The 21269-nt window shown below is 38.0% G+C and carries 22 protein-coding genes; 14 read left to right on the plus strand and 8 right to left on the minus strand.

The window, feature by feature from the left end; translation table 11 throughout:
* Position 1: 1 nt before the first annotated feature.
* Positions 2-1075 (minus strand): RluA family pseudouridine synthase, encoded by a 1074-nt coding sequence (locus ODE14_RS11255; RefSeq protein ID WP_248390826.1) that lies wholly within the window; start codon positions 1073-1075, stop codon positions 2-4.
* 71 nt (positions 1076-1146) lie between these two features.
* Positions 1147-2241, minus strand: a complete 1095-nt coding sequence (locus tag ODE14_RS11260; protein ID WP_263601504.1) for a PASTA domain-containing protein — start codon at positions 2239-2241, stop codon at positions 1147-1149.
* A gap of 151 nt (positions 2242-2392) precedes the next feature.
* On the opposite strand from ODE14_RS11260, the gene ODE14_RS11265 reads away from it, so the two are divergent.
* From ODE14_RS11265 to ODE14_RS11280, 4 genes are all read left to right on the plus strand, one after another.
* Entirely contained in the window at positions 2393-3382 is a 990-nt protein-coding gene (locus tag ODE14_RS11265; protein ID WP_263601505.1) for a D-alanine--D-alanine ligase, read from the plus strand.
* 66 nt (positions 3383-3448) lie between these two features.
* A complete protein-coding gene (gene coaD, locus ODE14_RS11270) occupies positions 3449-3913 on the plus strand; it encodes a pantetheine-phosphate adenylyltransferase (RefSeq protein WP_248390821.1) in 465 nt (154 codons plus the stop codon).
* A 36-nt stretch (positions 3914-3949) separates the two neighbouring features.
* Positions 3950-4312 carry a four helix bundle protein gene (locus ODE14_RS11275; protein ID WP_263601506.1) on the plus strand — a complete coding sequence of 121 codons (363 nt, stop codon included), beginning with the start codon at positions 3950-3952 and terminating at the stop codon, positions 4310-4312.
* 39 nt (positions 4313-4351) lie between these two features.
* Positions 4352-4984: a trimeric intracellular cation channel family protein gene (locus ODE14_RS11280; protein ID WP_263601507.1), complete on the plus strand. Its 633-nt coding sequence runs from the start codon at positions 4352-4354 to the stop codon at positions 4982-4984.
* Positions 4985-5094: 110 nt separating this feature from the next.
* Here the strand turns inward: ODE14_RS11280 and ODE14_RS11285 are convergent, their stop codons facing one another.
* Together ODE14_RS11285 and ODE14_RS11290 are read right to left on the minus strand one after the other, a co-directional pair.
* Positions 5095-5664: a DUF2892 domain-containing protein gene (locus ODE14_RS11285; RefSeq protein WP_248390813.1), complete on the minus strand. Its 570-nt coding sequence runs from the start codon at positions 5662-5664 to the stop codon at positions 5095-5097.
* An 83-nt stretch (positions 5665-5747) separates the two neighbouring features.
* Positions 5748-6233, minus strand: coding sequence for a dihydrofolate reductase (locus tag ODE14_RS11290; protein WP_248390810.1), 486 nt, complete (start codon positions 6231-6233; stop codon positions 5748-5750).
* Positions 6234-6308: 75 nt separating this feature from the next.
* Here ODE14_RS11290 and ODE14_RS11295 point away from each other — a divergent pair, with 75 nt between their 5' ends.
* The 5 genes from ODE14_RS11295 to ODE14_RS11315 all read left to right on the plus strand — a co-directional run bounded on the left by ODE14_RS11295 (position 6309) and on the right by ODE14_RS11315 (position 10733).
* Positions 6309-6917 carry a LemA family protein gene (locus tag ODE14_RS11295; RefSeq protein ID WP_248390808.1) on the plus strand — a complete coding sequence of 203 codons (609 nt, stop codon included), beginning with the start codon at positions 6309-6311 and terminating at the stop codon, positions 6915-6917.
* Complete coding sequence (locus ODE14_RS11300) at positions 6917-7348, plus strand: TPM domain-containing protein (RefSeq protein WP_263601508.1); 432 nt, start codon at positions 6917-6919, stop codon at positions 7346-7348. The genes ODE14_RS11295 and ODE14_RS11300 overlap by 1 nt, the downstream gene beginning before the upstream one ends.
* Entirely contained in the window at positions 7329-8126 is a 798-nt protein-coding gene (locus tag ODE14_RS11305) for a TPM domain-containing protein (protein ID WP_263601509.1), read from the plus strand. Before ODE14_RS11300 ends, ODE14_RS11305 begins: the two co-directional genes overlap by 20 nt.
* 204 nt (positions 8127-8330) lie before the next feature.
* Positions 8331-8852: an NAD(P)H-dependent oxidoreductase gene (locus ODE14_RS11310; protein ID WP_248390795.1), complete on the plus strand. Its 522-nt coding sequence runs from the start codon at positions 8331-8333 to the stop codon at positions 8850-8852.
* A 3-nt stretch (positions 8853-8855) separates the two neighbouring features.
* The gene (locus ODE14_RS11315; RefSeq protein ID WP_263601510.1) at positions 8856-10733 is read left to right on the plus strand and encodes a monovalent cation:proton antiporter-2 (CPA2) family protein; all 1878 of its coding nucleotides are present in this window, start codon (positions 8856-8858) and stop codon (positions 10731-10733) included.
* Here ODE14_RS11315 and ODE14_RS11320 read toward each other — a convergent pair.
* Complete coding sequence (locus ODE14_RS11320; protein ID WP_263601511.1) at positions 10730-11548, minus strand: head GIN domain-containing protein; 819 nt, start codon at positions 11546-11548, stop codon at positions 10730-10732. The genes ODE14_RS11315 and ODE14_RS11320 overlap by 4 nt on opposite strands.
* 229 nt (positions 11549-11777) lie before the next feature.
* Here ODE14_RS11320 and ODE14_RS11325 point away from each other — a divergent pair, with 229 nt between their 5' ends.
* The 3 genes from ODE14_RS11325 (at position 11778) to ODE14_RS11335 (ending at position 15057) form a co-directional block, all read left to right on the plus strand.
* The gene (locus ODE14_RS11325) at positions 11778-12143 is read left to right on the plus strand and encodes an SPW repeat protein (protein ID WP_263601512.1); all 366 of its coding nucleotides are present in this window, start codon (positions 11778-11780) and stop codon (positions 12141-12143) included.
* Positions 12144-12277: 134 nt separating this feature from the next.
* The gene (locus ODE14_RS11330) at positions 12278-14419 is read left to right on the plus strand and encodes a M3 family metallopeptidase (RefSeq protein ID WP_263601513.1); all 2142 of its coding nucleotides are present in this window, start codon (positions 12278-12280) and stop codon (positions 14417-14419) included.
* A 263-nt stretch (positions 14420-14682) separates the two neighbouring features.
* Entirely contained in the window at positions 14683-15057 is a 375-nt protein-coding gene (locus ODE14_RS11335) for a YchJ family protein (protein ID WP_263601514.1), read from the plus strand.
* Between the two features lie 70 nt (positions 15058-15127).
* Here ODE14_RS11335 and ODE14_RS11340 read toward each other — a convergent pair whose 3' ends face one another.
* From ODE14_RS11340 to ODE14_RS11350, 3 genes are all read right to left on the minus strand, one after another.
* On the minus strand, positions 15128-15628 hold the full coding sequence (locus ODE14_RS11340) for an FKBP-type peptidyl-prolyl cis-trans isomerase (protein WP_263601515.1): 501 nt from the start codon (positions 15626-15628) through the stop codon (positions 15128-15130).
* A 102-nt stretch (positions 15629-15730) separates the two neighbouring features.
* Positions 15731-15982, minus strand: a complete 252-nt coding sequence (locus ODE14_RS11345; protein ID WP_029298665.1) for a VF530 family DNA-binding protein — start codon at positions 15980-15982, stop codon at positions 15731-15733.
* 99 nt (positions 15983-16081) lie between these two features.
* Positions 16082-16936, minus strand: coding sequence for a hypothetical protein (locus ODE14_RS11350; RefSeq protein ID WP_263601516.1), 855 nt, complete (start codon positions 16934-16936; stop codon positions 16082-16084).
* Between the two features lie 83 nt (positions 16937-17019).
* On the opposite strand from ODE14_RS11350, the gene ODE14_RS11355 reads away from it, so the two are divergent.
* Positions 17020-18225 carry a metallophosphoesterase family protein gene (locus ODE14_RS11355; protein ID WP_263601517.1) on the plus strand — a complete coding sequence of 402 codons (1206 nt, stop codon included), beginning with the start codon at positions 17020-17022 and terminating at the stop codon, positions 18223-18225.
* A gap of 5 nt (positions 18226-18230) precedes the next feature.
* Complete coding sequence (locus tag ODE14_RS11360) at positions 18231-21266, plus strand: AAA family ATPase (RefSeq protein WP_263601518.1); 3036 nt, start codon at positions 18231-18233, stop codon at positions 21264-21266.
* Positions 21267-21269: the final 3 nt, after the last annotated feature.

Here is a 21269-nt window from a genome sequence, read left to right on the forward strand (position 1 = left end):
TTTAGTTTTCTAAATAATTTCTCCATTTTTTTACAGCATCCGCCATATCTTTCGGCATTGGGCTTTCAAAATATAATTCCTTTTTTGTAGTAGGATGTATAAAACCTAAAGTATGGGCATGGAGCGCATGTCTGGGCAGAATTTCGAATACATTTTTTATAAACTGCTTATACTTAGGAAGATTCACGCCACGGAGAGGTGTATGCCCTTCATATCGTTCATCATTAAATAAGGTATGCCCAATGTGTTTGAAGTGTGCTCTGATCTGGTGGGTTCTTCCTGTTTCCAGTTTACATTCTACCCATGTCATATATCTGAATCTTTCCAGAACTTTGTAATGTGTCACTGCATGTTTTCCCTGGCTGCCGTCTTCATAGGTATGCATCTGCATCCTGTTTTTCGGATGGCGCCCGATATGGCCTCTAATGGTGCCTTCATCGTCCTGTACATTTCCCCAGACGAAAGCCCAGTACAGCCTCTTCGTTTTCCTGTCGAAGAACTGTTTTGCTAAAAAGCTCAATGCATATTCATTTTTTGCAATGACCAGTAATCCGGAAGTATCTTTATCGATCCTGTGAACCAATCCTACTCTGTCCAGATCAGACTTCTCACCATTCTGTTCGAAATGATAGGCTAAAGCATTCACCAAAGTTCCGTCCCAGTTTCCAAATCCGGGGTGAACAACCATTCCGGGATCTTTATCTACAACAATAAGATCATCATCTTCGTACACGATATTGATCGGAATGTTCTGCGGAATAATAAAATTCTCCCTTGGTGGATGCGCCAGTAAAACGGAAATCTGGTCACCCGGCTTTACACGATAGTTCTGTTTTACGGCAACTCCGTTTACGATAACGTTCCCGGCCCTGCAGGTCTGGGAAATTTTATTTCTGGAAGAGTTTTGCCGGAAGATCAATAAGAATTTATCAATTCTCAGGGGTTCCTGACTTTTATCCACCGTAATATTAAGGTGTTCATAAAGTCCTTTATTTTCCTCATCAATATCAATATTGTCGATACTGTTCTGGTCTGCTAATTCTTCATCGAAAAAATCTTCGTTATCTTCTGCCATTGTTATATTTTTTATACAAAAGGCTTCAACATAATAAAAGTTGAAGCCTGTATTTTTATAAGAATCGATACTTATTCTACTACTACTTTCTTAGCTTTCGCCTTTTCTGCAGTTTTTTGTGTTGTTGCAGAAGGTTTATTAGCGGAAGTTGTATTTCCGGAAGTACCGGTACCCGTAGTTTTCGGCTTAGCACTTTCAGCTCCTGAAGAAGAAGGTTTTACCGAAGATTTCTGCGCATCTGTCTTCTGTATATCCGTCGAAGGTTTCGGGCTTTCTCTTTTAGGCGCTGCAACAGGCGGAGGAGCTTCATAAGCCGGCTCCTGAACAGGCATTTCCTGATACTGAATCGGAGGCAGCGCCGTGTCTACCTTCATTCTGTAAATGGAATTCAGCTCTTCTATTTTCGCTCTCAGCTCAGCCGGAGTTCTTTTACTGGCCCAGAGATCCATTTGCATTCCCTGATCTCTTACATCTCCTGCAGCAGGATCCTGATAATAGATAATATCAGATTCGTCTTTACTGCCGTCTTCATGCTCTACAAGTCCCACTTCAAACATGCTTCTGGCGATCACAGCTCTGGCTTCTTTTACCGTAAGCCCTACAACATTCGGAATGGAAATATTTCTCAGCGGCCCGGAACCTATTACGACATCTACCACAGAAAATCTCGGAAGTTTGGTTTTAGGTTTTACAGCCGTTCCTTTGTACAATATTCTTAAAACTGCATCTTTCTGAATGCTCGGCTCAAAAATAGTATCTCCTACTTTTAGCCCTACCTGTTCCAGTCTTTGAAATGCAAGTCCTGAATATTTATTGATCACATCAGGAACTTCCACTCTGGCCCAGGTTCTCGGGTTCACTTTCAGTTGGATTGCTCTTCCATCTTTTACACGCGAGCCGGGAGCAGGATATACCTGCAATACCTGGAACGGTCTGTATTTGGGATCATATTTAAAACTGTCCACCTCATAATCCAATCCAGAATCGTCCAATATCTTGATTGCTTCCTGTACCGATTTATTGACAATATTGGGAACGGGAATTTCCTGGCCGTGATTGGTGTGATGCTCCAGCCAACGGAATGTAAGCCAAACCAATCCCACGAAAACACCGATGGCAACAACTAAGTTCAGTAAAACTTTCCAATTGAAAAGTGATTTAAGCATACTAAAAATACTATAATTAGACAGCAAATATAATTAATATTTTAGAATGTGCTTCGATTTCCGTTGAGCATTTTCGTTTTCAAAATTTTAGAATTTCCAAAATTGCATGATATAAAATCATTAAATTTGCCCCAATTGATACTTTAAGAATATGAACAAAAAGAGTGTTGCTGTAGTGATGGGAGGCTATTCTGATGAATACGTTGTATCACTGAAGAGCGGACAACTGATCTATGATTCTCTGGACAGAAACCTTTATGATGTATATAAAGTAATTGTTCTTCGGGATGAATGGTATTTTTTAGATGAAAATAATCAGAAATTTCAGATTAACAAAGGCGATTTTTCTGTAGCCATCGATAACAACACAACGCTGAAATTTGATGTGTGCTTCAACATCATTCACGGAACACCGGGAGAAAACGGCATTCTTCAGGCATATTGGGATGCTATCGGCCAGAAGTATACCGGCTGTGATTTTTACCAGAGTGCTCTTACTTTCAATAAAAAAGATACGCTAGCCGTACTTTCCAAATATGGTATTCCTTCTGCAAAAAGTGTCTACCTAAGAAAAGGAGAAGGTATCAATGTTGATGAAATTGTAGAAAATCTTGGCCTTCCTGTTTTTGTAAAACCCAATCAGTCGGGATCTTCACTGGGAATTTCAAAAGTGAAAGAAAAGTCCGAACTCATTGCTGCTACCGAAATTGCCTTTAAAGAAGATGATGAAATTTTAATTGAAAGTTTTCTTAACGGTATGGAGGTTTCCGTGGGCGTTATTGATTATAAAGGAGAAACTATTGTTCTGGGCATCACGGAAATTGTTCCTAAAAATGAATTCTTCGATTATGAAGCCAAATATGAAGGTGCTTCTGAAGAAATTACCCCTGCGAGAATCGATGAAGAAACGAGAATCCGCGTAGTAGAAATCGCAAAAAAAGCGTACAATTCATTAGGGATGAGTGGGTTTTCAAGAAGTGAATACATTCTGATGGACGGAATTCCCTACATGCTGGAAATGAATACCAACCCCGGGTTTTCGCCTGCAAGCATACTTCCGCAACAGGCCAAGATTTACGGAATTTCCATCACAGACCTTTGCGGAAACGAGGTTGAAAAAGCTTTGAATAAAAGAAATTAGACATTAGAGCTAGATATCAGAAAAAAACTCATAATTAATAGCTCATAACTTATAACTTTATCACGCATGAAAATTGCTGTTTTCCCGGGTTCATTTGATCCCATTACTCTAGGACATTACGACATTATAGAACGTGCAGCGCCGCTTTTTGATAAATTAATAATCGCCATTGGGCAGAATTCCCAGAAGAAATATATGTTTCCCCTGGAAAAAAGAATGGAGTTCATTCAAAACTCTGTTGCCGAATTCCCGAATGTGGAGGTTGATTATTTTGAAGGCCTTACAGTTGACTACTGTTTTGAAAAAAACGCTCAATACATCATCAGAGGACTGAGAAATCCTGCAGATTTTGAATTTGAGAAAGCGATTGCGCATACTAACAGAACGTTAGCCCATAAAAAACTGGAAACGGTATTTTTACTGACCTCATCCGGAAAATCCTTCATCAGCAGCAGCATTGTTAGGGAAATTATCAATCACGGCGGAGAATACGGACTTTTAGTCCCGGACTCGGTAAGAGTACAATTATAAGTAATAAGTAATGGGTATTGAGTAATTTTTACAACTATGGATTTTAATCAGTTATTTAGAGATCGAACTAAAGATTTTTCGATTTCCATTATTAAATCGTTGTCACCATTACCTTATTCTGATGATCTTTCAATAATCAGAAAACAAATTATAAGATCAGCAACTTCTGTAGCTGCTAATTACAGAGCAGTTGCGAGAGCAAGATCCGAAAAGGAAAGATTTTCTAAAATATGCATCGTTGTAGAAGAAATTGACGAGACTCAATTCTGGTTAGAAATAATAGAAGAGCTGGAATATTTGGATCCCGGAAAAATCTCGCATTTAAGATCAGAATGTGATGAATTGGTAAAAGTAATGACTGCTTATAAATTCAAATTATCTCAAAATACAACACTATAATCATATTATTTATTACCAATTACTCATTACCTATAAAAAATGCACGAACAGTTCAATTTTGCCATAGAAGTCCTTGGAACGATATCTTTTTCGATGTCGGGAAGTTTTGCGGCCATGCAGAAAAGGCTTGATCCGTTCGGGGTACTGATCATTGCATTTGTAACTTCAGTGGGTGGCGGAACAGTGAGAGACTTGCTTCTGGACATCCCGGTGTTCTGGATGCATGATCTTCTGACTTGTGCTTTGATTATCCTGACCAGCATTTTCACCATGATTTTTAAATCTTTTGAAAAAAACTTCAGGGTTACTTTATTTATTTTCGACAGTTTCGGATTGGGATTGTTTACCATCATCGGTGTTCAGAAAGGTCTTCATGCAGATATTCATCCTTTAATCTGCATAGGATTAGGAACCATCACCGGCTGTTTCGGGGGAATCATCCGGGATATCTTACTCAACCGGATTCCTTTGATTTTCAGGAAAGAAATCTATGCAACCGCCTGTATCGTAGGAGGATCTGCCTTTTTATTACTAACCAAGTTCACCACCTTATCATATACCATCATTCAGATTTTTACAATTTTACTGATTGTTTCCATCAGAACTTTAGCCGTGAAATACCACTGGCAGATCCCGAAATTTTATGGCTATGAGCATAATTCTGAGATGTAAAATTAATTTTAACCATAAAATATTAAGAGCTTAAGAATATTAAGCTACTTGTTTAAAATAAAAAAGCACCTGATTTCTCAAGTGCATTTCTATATTTAATAAAATTTTAATTAAAAGAATTTCCCTCTGTTTCTCATATTAGGATTATGCATGTGTTTCTGCATAGTCGGCATTTTCAACTGTTCTTTCATCATTTTGATCTGATCAGTCATCATTCCGGCGCTGTCCAGTCTTTTCGCCTCTTCCAGCAATTTTTGCCCTTCCTGTTTTCTTCCCTTGGAAATAGCTGCTGCGGCTAGGTTTAATGTAGCCATTGCACGGTCATGTTTCATATTAAGACCATATTCCAATGCTTTTTTCATAAGAGGTTCTACTTTCGTCGGATGATCCTGTGCCTGTGTTAATCCTGTCAGGTAATGAAAATAACCATATTGAGACTTGTGAAGCTGTGCCTGGTAATTTGTGATATTTTTCAGCCAGTCGGCCGCTTTTTCCATATTTTGTTTTCTCAGCTGCCAGAAAGCAAGCAGGATATATTCATTTTTAAAGAAAAGCAGAATCGGCACTCCTGCTAAGAGGAAAATTACAATTCCCCACCCCAGATTTCTGGTAAAAAACATCATGTAAAGTCCTAAAAGTATCAGAACTGCAGCAACAGCAATTTTTATATATTTATTCATTATTAGATTTTAAGAAGTGCAAAGATAAGAAATTTAAGGTTCAGAATACAGAACTTCAAACCCGAAACCTCGAACTTCAAACTTTAAATTTTTTCGTAGGTCTGAAAACAGAAATCATATTGATTCTTATCATCTTTTTCGTAGCAGATTTCTTCTACTTTTTTCCAGACTTTAGAATCGATCTTTGGAAAGAAGGTATCTGCTTCAAGATCAGCTTTTACTAAAGTTACTTCCAGTTTATCAACCATATCTATCGTCTGCTCATAAATTTTACCGCCGCCGATGATAAAAATTTCTTCATCAATTTTCTTCGCAAATTTTATGGCTTCCTTAATACTTCCTACAATGAGAATCCCTTCTTCAAACCAGTCGCTTTTTCCGGATACAACAATATTGGTACGGTTGGGAAGAGGTTTTCCGATACTTTCATATGTTTTTCTTCCCATAATCACCGGATGCCCGGTAGTAATCTCTTTAAAGTGTTTTAAATCTTTCGGGAGATGCCAAAGTAACTGATTTTCAAAACCAATTTCGTTCTTTTCCCCCATTGCCACGACTATTGTTGTCATTAAAATTATTTTTTACAAAATTAGCACATAATTTGTATATTTGATCAGCACAAAAAATATTAAAAAAATTAAACTATGAAAAACAGAGGCTGTCTGAGCGCCGGAACTATCGGCATAGCTCTTTTGGTTATTGTTGGATTTTTATTCTTCTGGGGCAAAAACGGCTACAATAATTTTGTAACGAAAGAACAGAACGTAAATACCAAATGGTCTAATATAGAAACGGTTTATCAGAAAAGAGCCAACCTGATTCCTAATCTTGAAAGAACCGTAAAATCTTACTCTAAATTTGAGCAGGAAACATTGACAAAAGTTGTTGAAGCACGTTCAAAAGCAACGTCTATCAATGTTGATCCTACCAATATGACCGAGCAGGATATGGCAAGATTCCAGGCTGCACAGGGCGAATTGTCCGGAGCATTAAGCAGGTTGATGGCTGTTGTAGAATCGTATCCGAATCTAAAAGCAGACCAGCAATACATTAATTTCCAGAGAGAATATACTGCCATTGAAAACAGCATCCGTACAGAAACGGTATACTACAACCAGGCCGCTCAGGATTACAACACGACTATTAAAAAGTTCCCGAATAATATTCTGGCAAACTTTACCAACTTTAAAGAAAAACCTTATTTCAAAGCTGAAGCGGGCGCAGAAAAAGCACCTGAAGTATTCACTGAATAATGGCCAGGAATTTCCTTACAAATCAGCAGATAGCTTCCCTTGTGGAAGCTATTCAGTCAGCAGAAGAGTATTCTACCGGCGAAATCCGTGTGCATATTGATTCCAATACGGACAATGACAACGCTAAAACGGCATTCAAGGTCTTTGAAGAATTGTGCATGGGAAAAACTGCCGAAAGAAATGCCGTACTTTTTCATGTTAATTTTGAACAAAAATACCTCACCATCATCGGAGATACCGGTATTCATGAAAAAGTGCATCAATCTTACTGGGATCACCTTCATGATTTCATAACTTCTGAATTTGCCAAAGGAAATTATTATAAAGCGCTGAAAAGTGCTATCCTCGAAACAGGTCTTGAACTTAAAAAACATTTTCCTGTAACAGGAGAAAACCCCAACGAGCTGTCTAATGAAATTACCTTCTCTTAAAATAGTATTTTCATTTTTACTTCTATGCTTTTACACATTTGTATCAGCACAATATTCTATTCCGGACAAGCCGGCAGTTTTATATCCTGTTTTTGATGAAGCCAATCTTCTTTCCGAACAGGAAAAAAATGACCTTAATAAAAAGCTTATTGCTTTTTCAGATTCCACTTCCACGGAAATTGAGGTGGTCATCATCAAATCAACAAATGGAGAAGATGTCAATTTTTTGGCGACCATGTTCGGCGAGAAATGGGGAATCGGCCAGAAGGACGTTGATAATGGGGTTGTTTTTTTAATTGCGACCGAAGATCATACCATGTCTATCCAACAGGGACGGGCAGTTGAACAATATTTAACAGCTTCAGTTGCAGGACAGATTCTTGATTATATTGTAACCCCGCATTTTAAGCAGGGTGAATGGTTTGAAGGAATTGACCGCGGAACTTCTGCAATTATGGAAGCCGTGCAGGGGAAATTCAAGCCTTTAAAAAAGAATCAGAAGAACGAAAGCGGAGGCCTGATCAAAATTATCATTATTGCTTTTGTCATCTTTATCATCTTTGCTATCCTTTTCGGAAACAGAGGAGGCGGAAATGACGATGACGACGATGTTATCCTTTCGAGAAGAGGCCGAAGAAATTATTCCGGCGGGTTTTTCCCTTTCCCCGGCAGCTTCGGAGGAGGTTTTGGCGGTGGAAGTTCCGGAGGCGGTGGAGGCTTCGGCGGATTTGGCGGCGGCGGCAGCTTCGGCGGCGGCGGCGCTTCCGGAGGATGGTAAATTCGATTATTTTCTTTAATTTTTATTAAAATCATATTAATAATTTCTATACCCTTAATCATATGGGAGAATTTAATATTGAATTAATTATTATTTAGTTATTTCTTAATGAAATAATGAAAAAATGTATTAAAAATTAATAAATATGCTCTAAATCTGTTTTTAAAACAGATTTTTTTCATTATATTTACGTAAAACAGGTTTATGAAGAAGACGTTGGTAGTTTTTGCGCATCCTTATTTAGAGCACTCCAACTCGAATGCAGAGCTCATCAATTTCTATGTTCGCCACCAGCATTTTACCTTAAGAGACCTTTACGAAGAATACCCGGATTTTCATATTGCCGCATTCAGGGAAAGAAAAAGAATAAAGAACTATGAACGTTTTATCTTCCAGTTTCCACTGATCTGGTTCGGAATGCCACCTCTGCTGAAACTGTGGATCGATGAGGTATTTGACCGCGACTGGCTCAAAGAGGAAAATTATAACCCTCTTCAGGGAAAGGAAGTCTACATTCTGGTAACTACCGGTGGAAAGGAAAGATCTTTTCACAGAGAAGGAACCTACAAATTCACTGTTGAAGAACTCATCAGCGGACTCATTGTTTCACTGAATGTCTTCAAGGCAGATATCAAAAATATTAAAATCGTTTACGAAGCCAATAAGCTTTCAAAAAAAGAAATCATTACCCATAAAAAAGAGTTTTCAGAACTTCTTAATCAATAAACTATGGAAACAAGCTTAGCCATGAATACCCTTTTATTCCTGGGCGTTGCCATTATTATGGTTCCGCTGGCAAGGAAATTCGGATTAAGCTCTGTAATCGGGTATATTGCGGGGGGAATTATCATCGGCCCTTATGTACTGAAACTTACCGGAAAAGATGTTAATGATATTATGCATGCCAGTGAATTCGGGGTAATCATGTTGCTTTTTTTAGTAGGATTAGAGCTTGAGCCGAGAAAATTCTGGGAAATGCGGAAAAAAATTATCGGACTGGGACTCACACAAATGCTTCTTACCATTTCCCTGCTTTTCCTTGTTTTTATAATGGTTGGATGGCCGTTGGACAAATCGATTGCTATCGCCATGTGTTTTGCTCTTTCTTCCACAGCGATTGTTTTACAGACTTTACAGGAAAAAAATAATTTAAAAACACTTGCGGGTGAGGCTTCATTTTCCACCCTTTTATTCCAGGATATTGCGGTAATTCCTATTCTGGCAATATTGCCGCTGATCGCACATTACAAGGCAAGACATCAGGATAACGAAATTCAGGTACTCATTCAGACCCTTCCGGAATGGATGCAGTTTGCAACCGTAATTTTAGGAGTGGTTATATTAATCTTACTCGGAAGATATGTTTTTGTTCCTTTTTTAAGATATGTTTCAAAATCCGGAATGACGGAACTTTTAACGGCTTCTTCCCTTTTTCTGGTCATAGGGGTTTCGGAATTAATGGTTGCCATTGGTCTATCGCCCGCCCTGGGAGCTTTTCTTGCGGGTGTAATGCTGGCCAACAGTGAGTTCCGCCATGAGCTGGAAGCACATATCGATCCGTTTAAAGGATTGCTGCTTGCCGTTTTTTTTGTGAGTGTAGGCTCAACAATGAACTTTAATATCATTCAGGAGGATCCTGTTTTTATTTTCAGTACGGTTTTTGCGGTGTTGATCATTAAATTTATCGTTCTTTTTTTTATCGGCAGATTTTTTAAAATCGATACTCCTCAAAGTCTCTTTTACGCATTTGCGCTTTCTCAGGTAGGAGAATTTGCATTTGTACTGATCAACTACGCCTCCAATCTCTATCTGCTGTCTCCTGAGCTTAATGCACAAATGATGGCTGTTACAGCGATTACCATGTGTATCACGCCATTCCTTTTAATTATCAATGATAAACTGATTACGCCACATTTTGTCAGAGAGACTCCTGATGCTGATAATGATTTTAATATTCTGGAAAACAACCCCCGTCAAAAGAAAATTATCATTGTAGGTTTCGGTCATTTTGGAAGTACAGTGGGAAGGCTTTTGAAAGCTAATAAAATTTCCGCAACGGTTTTAGACAGAGATTCTGATCGTGTTAAATTATTAAGAAGCTACGGTTTTAAAGTATATTACGGCGATGCTACTAAAATTCCCACTTTACGTGCTGCAGGAATTGAAGATGCAGAAATACTTGTTCTCTGCCTGGACGACCCGGATGACAATAAATTTGTTGCCGAAATAGTCAGCGAAAATTATCCTCACGTAAAAATATTTGTAAGGGCTAAAAACAGAATTGATGCGTATGATTTTTTAAATAACGGCATCAATAATATTTATCGTGAAACGTTGGGTACAGCCGTTGATATGGCGGTTGACGTACTCCACGAAACCGGAATGCGGAAATATGCCGCAAGACGTCTTGGGCAAAGATTTATGGCCATTGACAAAGAGTCGATCAGGAAACTCGCCAAGGCTGAAGAAGATGATGAAATCCATCTTTTTACGACAAGAGAAATCCTCCAGAGAGAGGAGGAATTATTGGCTTATGACAATCTTAATTTTGAAAATAATCAATGGGAAGATTCGTCAAATGATGAAGACGATAATGAAAATAATTAATGAATACTTACGCTTCCACCGCTGTTTTCCTGTTTCGTTACAGAAGTTACATTTCCTTTTTTAGAAACATCTATACTTCCCCCCGAAGAAGCTTCCGCATTAATGGATGATGCAGCGCTGATATCAATACTCGCTCCGCTTGAGGCCTCCGCTTTCAGGTTATCTGCAACAAGATTCTTTGCAGAAATGCTGCTTCCTGATGATGAGGACACTTCTGCATTTTTAGCTTTTCCCGAAAGATTCATGCTTGCTCCTGAAGATGCATCAATATCAAGATCCACCGCCCATATTTTACCTGAAAAACTGCTACTGCTTCCGGCAGAAATCTCAAAATCATTGGCTTCAAGATTTCCACTCACCGATCCTGCGCTAGATACTTCAATACTTGTTTTTTCCTGAACGAATTTATCCTTTACCACTATACCTGCCGCAGAATTGGCTTCTATCTTCGTAAAATCTTTAGCATAAATTTTTGCGGTAACATTATGGTTATTCATTACTCTGATTCCCTTTTTATAATGGATATGAAGCTCACCACCGCTGATATCAACCAACACATCGTCAATGATATTTTCGGGGGCGGAAATTACTACCTTTTCCATATCGGATTTTATAATTTCAGCTTCTATTGCCTGTGAAACTTCAATCTCATCAAAATCACCCGTTACCTGTTTTTCTCTTACAGGTCCGTGATCGGTATTCACTACTTTTTTCACCCAGTCCCCTTCGCTGTCATTCTGCTTCTTTTCTTTATTCCCATCACAAGATGCCAATACTACAAAAGCTGAAAAAATAATAAGTCTTGTTGATTTCATATTCAATGGTTTTTATGATTATCTTATTTATAGACACCTAATTTATAAAAAATATTACATCTCTTTTTATATATTATAAGACCAGAGTCATAATACTTGATTTTTAAATATTCTTTTTCTATTAAATCAAAATTAAAACACTCTAAAAATCAATAATTTATACCACATTTATTTGTCTAATGGTACATCTATTGAACTACAGTTTATACACATTACAAAATATAATATTATGATTTCATCGAAAACACACGCTATTCTGGATTACGTGGTTGGTATATTATTAATTGCCTCACCATGGCTGTTAGGATTTGCTGATGACAGTGCAGCCACTGTAATACCTGTACTATTAGGGGTATCGACATTATTGTACAGCCTTTTAACAAACTATGAATATGCCATGGCAAGAGTCATTCCATACAAAATTCACCTGACGATAGATTTCGCAGCTGGCTTTCTTCTGCTGGCTTCCCCATGGTTGTTCGGATTCAGTGACAGGATTTATCTTCCACATGTTATTCTGGGAGCTTTTGAAATTGTTGCGGTACTGCTTTCCCGCAAAGCAACGTCAACAGTTTATGCGCCAAAACAGATTTAAAACTCCTATAATTTTTTCAATGCAATATGATAGAGCTTTTCCGAATCCGGAGGAGCTTTATTTCTTTCTGATAAATGTAAACCCTAAATCTTTAGCTAATATTTAATATCTTTAGACATTATTAATAAATCATTATGAAGAAGATTTCATCAGTATTATTAATTTCTGCGTTAGCATTTAATCAATCCTGTACTACAATGAAAAGCACTGAAATTCAAACGGAAGTTCCCACTCCGGACGCTTCCCTGTCGTCTAACCCTTTTATGAAGAAAAGCAAACTTCAGTATGAGGCACCGGAATTTGACAAAATTAAAGATGAACATTTTAAACCCGCATTTGATTTCGGACTAAAGCAACATGATGCTGAAATTCTAAAAATCGCCAATAATCCTGAAGCGCCTACTTTTGAGAATACATTGGTAGCTCTGGAAAAAAGCGGTGAGGTACTGAAAAGAGCCGTGATTGTTTTTTCTAATCTTACCAGTGCCAACACAAATCCCACATTACAGGCTCTTGATGAAGAATATGCGCCGATCTTTGCTGCACATTCCGATAAAATGTATCTGAATGAAAATCTTTATAAAAGAATAAAAGCCATCTCGGAAAATGGCCTGGACTCTGAAAGCAAAAGATTATTACAATATTACAAGCAGAACTTTGAAATTGCCGGAGCCAATCTTTCCGCAGCGGATAAGGAAAAATTAAAACAGATCAACCAGGAACTGGCTTCTTTATCTACACAGTATTCCAATAAATTGCTTGAGGCAAGAAAACAGGGCGGCGTTTTCTTTACGGATGCAAAGGAACTTGACGGACTTTCTGCCGATGAGATTGCGGCTGCCGCTACCGACGCGAAAAATGCAGGTAAAGAAGGCCAGTATCTTTTGCCATTACAGAATACCACACAGCAGCCTCTGCTGCAAAACCTGAAGAACAGGGCCACTAGAGAAAAGCTATTTAAAGCATCATGGACCAGAGCTGAAAAAGGAGACGCCAATGATACCCGTGAAACGATTGAAAAACTCGCTAAATTAAGGCTGAAAAAAGCACAGATTTTAGGCAAAAAGAATTTCGCAGAATGGAAATTGCAGGATCAGATGGCAAAAACTCCCGAAGCGGCTACAAAATTAATGAACCAGATTGCCACTCCTGCCGTGGAAACCGCAAAACGTGAAGCAAAAGATATTCAGGATCTTATCAAACAGCAAAACGGTGGATTTGAAGTAGAACCGTGGGACTGGAATTTTTATGCAGAACAGGTACGAAAAGCCAGGTTTGATCTTGATGAAAGTGAAATTAAACCGTATTTTGAAATTACAACCGTTCTTGAAAAAGGTGTTTTCTTCGCTGCTGAAAAATTCTACGGACTTACTTTTAAGAAAAGAACAGATCTGCCGGTTTATCATCCTGATGTGGTAACGTACGAAGTTTTTGATCATGACGGCAAATCTATTGCGATCTATTATCTTGATTTCTACACGAGAGATTCTAAAAACGGAGGCGCATGGATGAGCAACTTTGTCGAGCAGTCTTATTTACTGGGCACAAAACCTGTTATTGTAAACTGCTACAATTATCAGAAACCGGCTCCGGGAAAACCTTCATTAATCAGCTTTGATGATGTTTCAACTATTTTCCATGAATTCGGACACTCTATTCATGGTATGTTTGCCAGCCAGAAATATCCTTCTCTATCGGGAACCAATGTGCCAAGAGATTTTGTGGAATTTCCTTCACAGATCAATGAACACTGGGCGCTGGATCCTGTAGTTTTGAAAAATTATGCTTTACATTATGAAACAAAACAGCCGATTCCCCAAACCCTGGTAGATAAAATAAAAAAGGCTTCTACATTCAATCAGGGTTATATGACAACGGAACTGGTATCCGCTGCCGAATTGGATATGGACTGGCATACGGTAACCAGCGAAAGCCAGCTAATTCCAGTTTTAGATTTTGAAAAACAATCATTAGCGAAGCATGGTTTTACTTTATCAACAGTTCCTCCAAGATACCATACTCCCTATTTTGCCCATATCTGGGGTGGCGGTTATTCCGCAGGATATTATGCTTATCTGTGGTCTGAAACATTGGATAATGACGCTTGGGAATGGATTAAAAATAATGGAGGGCTTACCAGAGAAAATGGTGATCGTTTCAGAAAGTATATACTGTCTGTAGGAAATTCTGTTGATCTGAATCAGGCATTCAGAGATTTTACTGGACATGATCCGGATATCAAGCCTCTATTGAGAAGCAGAGGATTTATTAAATAATTTTTTAAAGCATTCATTTTTGAATGCTTTTTTTTGGGTTCTGAACACTAATTGCAAAAATATTTTCATTAATGATTATTCTTCGCGCAGATTTTTTGATTAAGGTGAAAATTAATGAAATTGTCTGTAAAATTTATGTTCTGTGCAACTATACGTTGCCTAAAGCCTATTGAATTATTTATTTTCAAGCCGAGCTAAGCCCGCTTCTATTTACTCTGTTGATAATTAAAAAAATAATCCTTTACATTTGTATCAAAAAAGCAATGAATTGTCCCTGCTGTTCCGGAAAAACCTACGAAGAATGCTGTAAGCCGTATCATACAAAAGAAAAATTTGCTCCAACGGCAGAAGTATTAATGCGGTCGCGTTTTTCTGCATTTGCGATTCCGAATGGTGATTATTTAATGGAAACTACCCTTCCCAGCAAAAGAAAATATCACAGTAAAAAGGATTTACAGGAATGGGGAGAATGCAATACCTGGACAAAGCTGGAAATTATAAACAAGCCGTCTTTATATAAAGTAGAATTTAAAGCCTTCTATACTGATGAAAATAATCAACCGCAGGTTCATCATGAATTATCAACTTTTAAAATAATTCAGAACCGCTGGTATTATGTAAGCGGCGAATTTTTATAATAAAGAGAGCATACAACTGTAAAACTATAGATTATAAAAAAATGTCCGAATAAATCGGACATTTTATATTTTAGTGAGCTTCGTTTCCGTCAACTCCATGAGCATGACCGTGTGCAAGCTCTTCCTGCGTTGCTGGACGTGTGTTTAAAACTTCTACCTGGAAATCTAAAACTTTTCCTGCCATCGGATGATTAAGATCTGCCACCACTGCTTCCGGCGTTACTTCTACCACAAATGCCTGGAAATTATTTCCCTGGTTATCGGATAATGGTAAAATTGCTCCAACAGGAGGAACTCCGGATTCCTGGAACATATCGATCGGCAACTGTGCAATGGCATCCGGCTGTCTTTCTCCGTAAGCTTCTTCCGGCTGAATTACAAATGATGCTTTATCTCCAGCCTGTAATCCCAAAATATTCTGCTCAAATTTTGGAATCATCATTCCAACACCGTATAAGAACGTTAGTGGATTTTCTGCTGTGGTCTCTTCTACAAGAGTTTTACTCCCGTCTTCTTCGATGGTGTGAAGGATGTAACTTACAGCTACAACATGATTGTTTTCGATTGTCATATTTTTTTCTTTTTTTCGTGAATTTCACGATTAACGTTACAAATATACTGTTTTTGGATTCATTGCGCGAAGAATAACAGGTAAAGAAGCATCCACGGCATTCTACTTCTGCCCTCTTGTTTCTTTTCTTTTTTTCTCTCTCAGCACAAAGAGATACAGGCTTTCTACTTTTGTCCTTGCCCATGGAGTTTTCCTTAAAAACTTCAGTGATGAGCTGATGCTTGGGTTATCCGTAAAACATTTGATATTGATTTGCTCGCCAAGTCTTTCAAAGCCGTTGTAATATTCTACCAGTTCTTCAAGAATGGCATCAAGTCTTTTTCCGTGAAGAGGATCTTTAGATTGCTGTTCCATGTTGTAAAAGTAGAAATAAATTGGTATTGGATCACAAGCAATTCTGAAATAAAGATTCCGTTTTTTAATCTGAAATTAAATTTAAATATAGATTACTCTCTATTTATCTGGCTTTTCTGGTTCCGGTTTATCCTTTTTATTTTTAAGAATGTTTTCTGCCATACCTTTAAAATTTTCAGTCTTCATAATCACCAGATTATTATTGGAGTTCCAGATACTGACAAATTTCTTAGAAATCGTCATATAACTTTTCCATTCTGTAAATTTCTGATATAACATCAGCGTACAGATATCCGTTGGTGTAATCATCTGCCAGTTTTCAATAACATGACTGTGCATTCCGCTTATCGTATGTCCTGTTTTCTCATCGTGAATTTTTTGGACGATCATACTATTGTGTAGTTTTTCAACATTTTTTACCTGATCTTTATTATCGAAAGTGATGAGGTAATCATTCCCGAATATAACCGTATTTCCTGCAGAAGTTGCTGTCAAAATATACACTTTCTTAACTTTATTTCTGATTAGCGGAACAATATTAAGGTTTGTATCTTTATATACTTTGAAAATTGTATCATTCTTTATTCTTTTCAAAGCATTTTGCCTTATGGTAAAATATTCGGTTTCCTTTTGGGTAAAATCTCTTTCCTCAAGGTCAATCTTTGCATCTTTCGGATTGTAATTCGCCGGAAATGAAATAGTGCCGATTACTTTCTGGTTTTTAGAGAAAAAAACACATTTGGGAATTCCTGCGTCCAGATAAGAAAAGTAACCGCCTATATTTTCACGGTTCTTATAGTTTTCAATGAAAATATCAGTGCCGTTCCAGCTGGTCATTTCGCTATGATACAAGGCAACTCCTTCCTCATTAATTTCTTTTAAGAATTTTTCAGGATTTTGTGCTGCCACAGGAAAAGTGAACAATACAGCAAGTACTGTCAGAATTTGATTCATGTTGTTAGTTTTTTCAAAAGTAGTGATAATAATGTTGTATACCACAATTCTTACTTTTCATTTATCTTCTTTACATTTACATTATGAAAATTCTGCATACTGCCGACTGGCATTTGGGTAAACGTCTCGACCGCTTTTCAAGGCTGGAAGAGCAGGTTTTGGTAATGGAAGAGCTTATACAGACTGCCGATGAAAAAAATATTGATCTTGTTCTGATTGCCGGAGATTTGTTTGATAACTTCAATCCCGGTGTTGAAGCCGTAGAGTTATTTTATAAAACCTTAAAAAGATTGTCGTTAAACGGAAAACGGCCTGTGATTGCTATTTCAGGAAACCATGATTCTCCCAACCTTATTGACGCGCCGGATCCTTTGGCCCGTGAATGCGGAATTATCCTTATTGGCCATCCCAAAGCCATAATCACTCCTTTTGAACTGGAGCATTTTAACATTTCAAAAGCTGCGGAAGGATTCATTGAACTTACCTTCAAAAATCATGACTTTCCTGTAAGAATTCTTCATACACCGTATGCTAACGAAATGAGGCTGAAACAATATTTCGGTGAACAAAAAGAAGCAGAACTGAACAACGTTCTTGCAGAACACTGGCAGAAAAATGCCAATGAGTTCTGTGATGAAAAAGGAGTGAATCTGCTCATGACCCATTTGTACATGAATAAAAAAGGAACTCCTCTGCTGGACGAACCGGAAGGTGAAAAACCCCTTAAAATAGGGAATGCCGACCTGATCTATTCTGACATTATTCCTCCACAGATTCAATACACAGCACTTGGTCACCTGCACCGTTTTCAAAATATCGGAACCGATGAAAAGCCGGTGGTGTACTCATCTTCTCCCCTTTGCTATAGCTTCAGTGAGGCAGGACAGACCAAATATATCTCCATTGTTGAAGCCGAGCCGGGCAAAGCCGTCCGGTTTGAAAGAATCCCGATTAAAAACGGTAAATGCCTGGAAAGAAAAAGCTTTGACTCTATCGAGAAAACAGTGGAGTGGCTCACCACAAACCAGGAAACTTTTGTAGAACTTACTCTTGAAAGTGAGACCTTTCTAACAGCCGATGAAAGAAAACGGCTATACCAATCGCACAACGGAATTGTACACCTCATCCCGAAAGTTAAAAATCAGGAATTGAATGAAACCAAGCTTCGTGATATTAATCTCAATCAGGATATCCAGTCTTTGTTCAGAGATTATTTTAAATCTAAAAACGCTGGCCAGGATGCCAATGAAGAGCTCATCAATCTGTTTAACGAAATTCTTAACCCTTAGAGCTTATGATTCCAATTCAGCTAACTTTAGAAGGTATTTATTCTTACCAGGAACGTCAGAAAATAGATTTTGAAAATCTTACGGCAGCAGGACTATTCGGTATTTTCGGAGCCGTAGGTTCAGGAAAATCTTCAATCCTGGAGGCTATTTCATTTGCACTCTACGGTGAAACCGAGCGACTTAATGCCCGCGACCGACGTACTTACAATATGATGAACCTGAAATCAAACCGATCTTATATCGAATTTGATTTTATAAGCTCTGAAAATAAAAAATACCGCGCGACACGTGAATTTAAAAGGAATTCTAAAAATTTTGAAGATGTAAAAACACCGTCGGTCACATTTTATGAGTGGAAAAACAATAATTGGATCCCGCTTGATCATTCAAATGCAGAACAGATTGTAGGATTAAGCTATGCTAATTTTAAAAGGACGATTATTATTCCTCAGGGACAATTTAAAGAATTTCTGGAACTGGGAGCTGCCGACAGGACAAATATGATGAAAGAGATCTTCGGGCTCCAGCGCTTTGATCTTCAAAACAATGTTTCGCTTATTAATGCTAAAAACCGCTCAGAACTTGATCAGCTGGAAGGACAACTGAAAGGTTTTGAAGAGGTAAATGAAGAAAAGATTTCATCAATTAAAGAAAATCTCAACCAGGAACAGGAAAAATACCAAGCAGTATTGAAACAATTCCGGGAGACAGAAAACACCTATTCCAGGCTGAAGAGTTTAAAAGAAGACTTTGAAGTACTGGAAGAGAAGAAAGCCCATTTTCAAAAGCTTTCCGAGCAAAAAGAAAATGTTGATCTTCTGGAAACAAAAACGGAACTCTATGACCGGATATCCCGGATATTTATCCCTTTGTTTTCTGAAAAAAACAAGCTGGTAAAAGAGATTGAAGAACAAGCCCGGCTCAAAGAACACCAGCTGGCCATTGTAAAAAACACGGAGCTTCAATTTGAAAAGTTGAAAAATAAACTTGCTGCAATACAGCCTCAGTACGAAGTCCTGCATCAATCTAAACTCCAGGAAAATGATTTGGGCCTGATTCTGCAAATGATAAAAGTTTCCGATGAAATTAAAATCCTGAAGGAAAGAACTGAAAACGGTTCCCAAAAGGTAACAGAAGTGCAAGCCGTTCAGAAACAGATTCAGGAGAAAATAGAAGAGCTTTCTAAAAAATCTGAAGCTTTAAAGCCCGGAAAAATTGATCCCGGATTACTTTTGAGCGTAGGAAACTGGTTTCTGGAACAGAAAAAATTAAAAGAAAACCTGAACATCCAGATCAAAAAAGCTGATGCTAAAAAAAATGAAATTATTTCTATTTCCGAAGAGCTCACATTTTTAAAAATTAATCCTGAAAACTTTAAAGATGATTTCAGGATTCAGGCTGAAAATCTGGAAAATCAGAAAAGAAAACTGTATGAAAAACGGAATCAGCTGGAAGTTCAGCAGAAACTTTCTCATTTTGCCAGCGAACTGCATGACGGAGAAGCCTGTCCGCTTTGCGGCTCCCTGGAACATCCGAATATGGTGCAATATCATGACGTAACGTCAGAATTACATGACATTCAGCAGCAAATGGATCAGCTGGATCATCAGAAAGAAGACATTCAGAAAAAATTATCAGCAGCGGAGAAAGTTCTTGACCGTAGGAAAATCTTTGAAGAACAGCTGAAATATGAGGAAGATCAGGCAAAACAGATTCAGATTGAGATCGAAAATCATCTTAAAAATTTTACCTGGAAAGAATTTAATGCAGACCATGAAGCTGATTTTGAAGAACAGAGACAACGTTCTTTCACTATCGAAAGGCTTCTGGAAGAACTGAATGAGCAAATCAGTACGGAACAGAAAAACCTGGACAAAGAAAGAAACAATCTCGACAACTATAATAAGGCACTGGAAAAATTCCGGCTGGACGAAGCGAAAAAAGAAGAACAGATCAAAACCAATGAAGCCAACCTGAAAATTCTGGAATGGAAAAATTATACTGGTAAAAAAGCTCAGGAAGTGGAAGAAATTTTTCACAAGCTCTCCGAATCCAATCGCGGGACGGAGCAGAATTATAATCAGTTAATTAAAGAAGAAAAAGAAATTTCGCCCAAACTGGCAGAGCAGAAAACCATTGTGAGTCAGTTGGAAAAACGGATCTCCGAATTGGAACAGGAAATGGCAGGCAATATGCTTTTAATTGAAACAGCATTAGCCGAACAGCAATTTGACCAGCATAAAGTGCTGGAAATTCTGGCAGAGAAAATTGATGTTCAGGAGGCAAAAGGTCTTATTGAGGAATTTAAAATTAAGTTTCAAACCTTAAAAAACAGCATCACTGAGCTTGAACAAAAATTAAAAAATTTCGCTTTTGACCAGGAAGAGTTTTCAGCGGTTGAAAGCCGGTTTGCCTCCCTTGAAGCAGAAGTAAAAACTGCTAACGACACTATTGTAAAAATTAAATCCGAAATTGAAAGGCTGGAGAAAGAATTTAAGAAAAAAGAAGATCTTCTAAAGCTTTTATCACAGCTTCAGAAACGGGCGGAAAATCTTAAAATCATGACAAATCTCTTTAAAGGTGCGGGATTTGTGCAGTATGTTTCATCCATTTACCTGCGGCAGCTTTGTGACCATGCGAATGTACGCTTTCACAGGATGACACGAAATCAGCTGAGCCTGCAGCTCAATGATAACAATGAATTTGAAATCATCGATTACCTCAACGAAGGCCGCAGCAGAAGCGTGAAAACCCTATCCGGCGGACAGGCCTTTCAGGTCTCGCTGAGTCTGGCTCTGGCATTGGCAGAGAGTGTTCAGAGCAATGCAAAAGCGGAAAAAAATTTCTTTTTTATCGATGAAGGCTTCGGAACTCAGGATCTGGAATCAGTGAATATTGTTTTTGAAACCCTTGTGAATCTTCAGAAAGAAAACAGAATTGTGGGCATCATTTCCCATGTGGAAGAGCTGAAAGAAAAAATCCCCGTATCGCTGAACATCATTAAGGATGAAGAAAAAGGCAGTCAGATTGAAATTGTATAAACT

Source organism: Chryseobacterium sp. PET-29 (assembly GCF_025736815.1).
Classification (GTDB): domain Bacteria; phylum Bacteroidota; class Bacteroidia; order Flavobacteriales; family Weeksellaceae; genus Chryseobacterium; species Chryseobacterium nepalense.

Coding starts and splice junctions, on each gene's coding strand:
- ODE14_RS11255 (WP_248390826.1), bottom strand. CDS start 1,075: ATGGCAGAAGATAACGAAGATTTTTTCGATGAAGAATTAGCAGACCAG.
- ODE14_RS11260 (WP_263601504.1), bottom strand. CDS start 2,241: ATGCTTAAATCACTTTTCAATTGGAAAGTTTTACTGAACTTAGTTGTT.
- ODE14_RS11265 (WP_263601505.1), top strand. CDS start 2,393: ATGAACAAAAAGAGTGTTGCTGTAGTGATGGGAGGCTATTCTGATGAA.
- coaD (WP_248390821.1), top strand. CDS start 3,449: ATGAAAATTGCTGTTTTCCCGGGTTCATTTGATCCCATTACTCTAGGA.
- ODE14_RS11275 (WP_263601506.1), top strand. CDS start 3,950: ATGGATTTTAATCAGTTATTTAGAGATCGAACTAAAGATTTTTCGATT.
- ODE14_RS11280 (WP_263601507.1), top strand. CDS start 4,352: ATGCACGAACAGTTCAATTTTGCCATAGAAGTCCTTGGAACGATATCT.
- ODE14_RS11285 (WP_248390813.1), bottom strand. CDS start 5,664: ATGAATAAATATATAAAAATTGCTGTTGCTGCAGTTCTGATACTTTTA.
- ODE14_RS11290 (WP_248390810.1), bottom strand. CDS start 6,233: ATGACAACAATAGTCGTGGCAATGGGGGAAAAGAACGAAATTGGTTTT.
- ODE14_RS11295 (WP_248390808.1), top strand. CDS start 6,309: ATGAAAAACAGAGGCTGTCTGAGCGCCGGAACTATCGGCATAGCTCTT.
- ODE14_RS11300 (WP_263601508.1), top strand. CDS start 6,917: ATGGCCAGGAATTTCCTTACAAATCAGCAGATAGCTTCCCTTGTGGAA.
- ODE14_RS11305 (WP_263601509.1), top strand. CDS start 7,329: ATGAAATTACCTTCTCTTAAAATAGTATTTTCATTTTTACTTCTATGC.
- ODE14_RS11310 (WP_248390795.1), top strand. CDS start 8,331: ATGAAGAAGACGTTGGTAGTTTTTGCGCATCCTTATTTAGAGCACTCC.
- ODE14_RS11315 (WP_263601510.1), top strand. CDS start 8,856: ATGGAAACAAGCTTAGCCATGAATACCCTTTTATTCCTGGGCGTTGCC.
- ODE14_RS11320 (WP_263601511.1), bottom strand. CDS start 11,548: ATGAAATCAACAAGACTTATTATTTTTTCAGCTTTTGTAGTATTGGCA.
- ODE14_RS11325 (WP_263601512.1), top strand. CDS start 11,778: ATGATTTCATCGAAAACACACGCTATTCTGGATTACGTGGTTGGTATA.
- ODE14_RS11330 (WP_263601513.1), top strand. CDS start 12,278: ATGAAGAAGATTTCATCAGTATTATTAATTTCTGCGTTAGCATTTAAT.
- ODE14_RS11335 (WP_263601514.1), top strand. CDS start 14,683: ATGAATTGTCCCTGCTGTTCCGGAAAAACCTACGAAGAATGCTGTAAG.
- ODE14_RS11340 (WP_263601515.1), bottom strand. CDS start 15,628: ATGACAATCGAAAACAATCATGTTGTAGCTGTAAGTTACATCCTTCAC.
- ODE14_RS11345 (WP_029298665.1), bottom strand. CDS start 15,982: ATGGAACAGCAATCTAAAGATCCTCTTCACGGAAAAAGACTTGATGCC.
- ODE14_RS11350 (WP_263601516.1), bottom strand. CDS start 16,936: ATGAATCAAATTCTGACAGTACTTGCTGTATTGTTCACTTTTCCTGTG.
- ODE14_RS11355 (WP_263601517.1), top strand. CDS start 17,020: ATGAAAATTCTGCATACTGCCGACTGGCATTTGGGTAAACGTCTCGAC.
- ODE14_RS11360 (WP_263601518.1), top strand. CDS start 18,231: ATGATTCCAATTCAGCTAACTTTAGAAGGTATTTATTCTTACCAGGAA.